Consider the following 1,242-nt stretch of genomic DNA (forward strand, 5'->3'; position numbering starts at 1 on the left):
GACCCGTGGAACCCGGCGCACCCCGCAGCGACACGCGACGACCCCGGAACCTCACCACGAGAACAAACCGGGGTGAACCGACCACCCCACGAACACGACCTCATCACTGAAGGATCGAGGTCAACTGACCTGCGCCAACGCACAATCACGGACTTTGCAATCGCCCTGGTTGATAACCGCGACGTGGTCATTATCCAGTAAATTGAGCCAATAGAGAGTCGGGGCGATATTACTCTACGCGTCACCGTCTGGGCCAGACCCCAGGCGGGGGCTGGACCTTCGCGCAAGCCCGTGATGTCTATGTCGATTTAGGCGACACATCGACGGGGCGCGTTTCCATATATCTAGCAAAGTTTCGGGGCAGACTGTGCCGTCAAGTCGGGTGATTCCGTTTGAGAGAGTTGAGGCAAGGAACGGCATGAAGATCTCGCGTATGGCGATCGCAATCCTAACCCTTCTGGTGGCCGTAACGGCCCAAATTCAAGTGTCATATGCGGCCTCACCAGCTGAGCCTTCCCGTCGAGCAGCACCGAAATCACTTTCCGTCCGAGCGCTCGACGTAGCAATCTCGAAGAAGGGTTTCCCCTATCAATACGGAGCTACCGGCCCCCGTAGATTCGACTGCTCTGGGTTGATGCAGTATTCTTTTCGTGTGGCTGGTCGGCGTATTCCTCGCACGGCTGAGCAGCAGTTTCACTACGCCCACCACGTACCAGCAACTCATCGAAAGCGAGGGGATCTCGTCTTCTTTCTAAAGGGTCGCAACGTCTATCATGTTGGATTCTATGCCGGGGCAGGGAAGATCTGGCACGCCCCCAAGCCTAACCGGAAGATTCGAGTAGAAAAGATTTGGACGCGAAATGTCAGATATGGAAGGGTGTCGTGACGTGAGAATTCAGTCTGGTATTCCATTCACGGAGCCCTATTCGCGGGGTCTACCAGCCTTCCTTGAGTCTTTCGTTTGTACGGCGTGTGCTCAGGTTGAACTCCAGGGCTGATTCATAGGGCGTTGTCAACTTGAGCTGAGTCTCCTTCGGCAGGCATGATCATCAAGCTGATCGTTGCTGGTGGAGGGGCATCATGGGGTCCGTGCGGGGGCCGTCGTACCGTAAGCTTTCAGCCTCGATCCACCGCGTGAATCCTGATCTTGGTTTTCGGGTGTCTTTCGCGGGTGCGGGGCAGGCCGGTTTTCCGGATGGCCGTTCCGGTGGCGGGTTCTCCGAGGTTCCTTGTGGTCGCGAG

1 protein-coding gene is annotated in these 1,242 nt (G+C 56.8%); it reads left to right on the plus strand.

Going from position 1 to position 1,242, the window contains the following annotated elements:
• Nucleotides 1-418: 418 nt before the first annotated feature.
• The gene (locus tag OTB19_RS42925) at nucleotides 419-886 is read left to right on the plus strand and encodes a C40 family peptidase (RefSeq protein ID WP_420717037.1); all 468 of its coding nucleotides are present in this window, start codon (nucleotides 419-421) and stop codon (nucleotides 884-886) included.
• The last annotated feature ends 356 nt before the right edge of the window (nucleotides 887-1,242 follow it).

The organism is Streptomyces sp. H27-H5 (assembly GCF_026627505.1).
Taxonomy (GTDB): Bacteria; Actinomycetota; Actinomycetes; order Streptomycetales; family Streptomycetaceae; genus Streptomyces.

Excerpts from the sequence above, each read along its gene's own strand:
- OTB19_RS42925 (WP_420717037.1), top strand. The coding sequence starts at position 419 with ATGAAGATCTCGCGTATGGCGATCGCAATCCTAACCCTTCTGGTGGCC.